Annotated in this window: 1 protein-coding gene; it reads right to left on the reverse strand. The window is 41.2% G+C overall.

Annotated features, from left to right (window positions below):
* Positions 1-100: 100 nt before the first annotated feature.
* Positions 101-1,732: an IS1634 family transposase gene (locus D5018_RS21240; RefSeq protein ID WP_121840962.1), complete on the reverse strand. Its 1,632-nt coding sequence runs from the start codon at positions 1,730-1,732 to the stop codon at positions 101-103.
* Between the last annotated feature and the right edge of the window lie 176 nt (positions 1,733-1,908).

A 1,908-nucleotide genomic window follows, 5' to 3' on the forward strand; every position in this document is an offset into this window, starting at 1 on the left:
AAAAAACAACATAGATCTTGTAGTGTTCTCATACGGTTTACCAAATTTTAAGCATGCCAAAAGGCTTCTGTCGTGAAGCGAAACTTTTCTTGCCTTAACATTATGCTATGTTGTAAATACGACTCACCTCACTACCAAACAGGGTTAAAATTTTTCTCTTTTCTGGAGTAATACCCGATATCGCTGAACCTTGTTCTCTAATTGTAACGACGTGAACAGCGCTCATAACTTGAAATATCCACCTTAAAGTTGGTGTAGAAGTCGGCTTATCGGTCTGACTAAGGATCGTTTCATCCTTCGCTTTCAGCGCTTCTCTAAATTGATATTGCCCTAGGTTGTAGACCATTAGGCTGAAGGTCATTATCATCATTAGGGCGTTGATGCGCTCTGGTCTTTTTAAAAATAGGTGGTTTAAGTGGAATATTGGGTCTTTGATAAGACGGAAGCCTCGCTCAACACCTTGTTGACTCTTGTAGCTATCAAGTACAGCTTTAGGAGGCATATCAAAATGGTTTGTCGCTAAAACAAATCGACCCACTCGGTTTCTGTAAGGGCGCTGCTTGTCTTCTGAAGGCGTGGATGCTGTTACTATTTGATAGTGAGAAAACTCTTGTTGTGCTCCTTTTTTCGGGCGACCTTTGCTTGGGTATTTTTTTACCTCAACGAGCTGGAAACTTACATCGTGGTATTTTACTTTTTTTGCAAATTGTTCAAAGGCTTGCTCTGCATCGGCACGACAAAATAACTCTTTTGTAGCGAGCTTGTTAGCCTCACGTTCAATGCGGTCTTTTTCTTCTTGTATTTGGCTCTCGAGTGTTTTTAACTGCTTTTTTGCCGCTTGTTTTGAGTACACCATCAAGTTGCATTGCGTTAATCCTCGCTCAGTATGCCCAAACCAGACGCCTTGGTTGTCTTCATCTAATTCTATCCAAGAGAATTGGCTTTCATCCGCTTCTCTTAGCTGCTTTATCAAAGTGATGTGGTTGGGGATACGAGTGATCCAATGATAAAACGCACTTTTGAGTTCATCGTTGACGTACAAAGCAGAATCGGCGACCACTGTGGTATCTGGTGCTTGCTTTAGCTGCGCTCTAAAGGCCTTGATAGTCGCTAATGTGTTGTGAAAATTAACTTTATCTTGGCTGTTGCCATCTAGAGGCTCAAACCATATCGGCATTTGTGCAGCACCGCTGACCGTCAGTGACATCATCATTTGTTTCAAGTCTGGACGATGATCTTTTGAGTAGCCGTACATGGGTAAAGCCGGCAAGTTATCTTGGTCTTTATAGTCGATGTCATACTCACCATGTAAAGCGAAACTGGTAGTGTCGAGATGAAGCACTTGTGTGGTTTCATGACCGAAGACATCGAGGTAAATTTCATTAGCAATTTCAGCAAAAAGTGGCATTACCCCGTATTCAAAACATTTATCGAGGGTTCGACCAAGCGAATCATCATTGAGATGTTCAGGCTTTACGCCTTCACCTATCAGTAAATCAACAGGTTTATCTGTAAAAAATTTCGGTGTGAGGTAAATGGGATTTTGCGTAAAACCTAAGCCATTTAAAATCATGGCCTTGATGCGTTGACCGTGGCTCACATGGGACTGTTGCTGATTAAGAATAGGAAGTCGAGCATCAATGCGCTCAACCAGTTTGAGTTTATCAATCAATCCAGCGGCAATACCAAGATGGTCTATGTTCTGAATCGTTAACTGATCTTCATCCAGCATTTCAAAGGGAGATTAGGTTAGGAATTAGGACATTCTGCTTAAAAATTGAAAGTTTGTCTGTGATCTTTTAGCTATGGCTCAGTGATCTATTTGCCATAATTGTTGTGATCTTTGTGTCTTGATTAGCCGTGAGTGATTATTGTTAAGTGTTAGGAAATATCAGTGCGAAATGACGG

The organism is Parashewanella curva, assembly GCF_003675895.1.
Taxonomy (GTDB): domain Bacteria; phylum Pseudomonadota; class Gammaproteobacteria; order Enterobacterales; family Shewanellaceae; genus Parashewanella; species Parashewanella curva.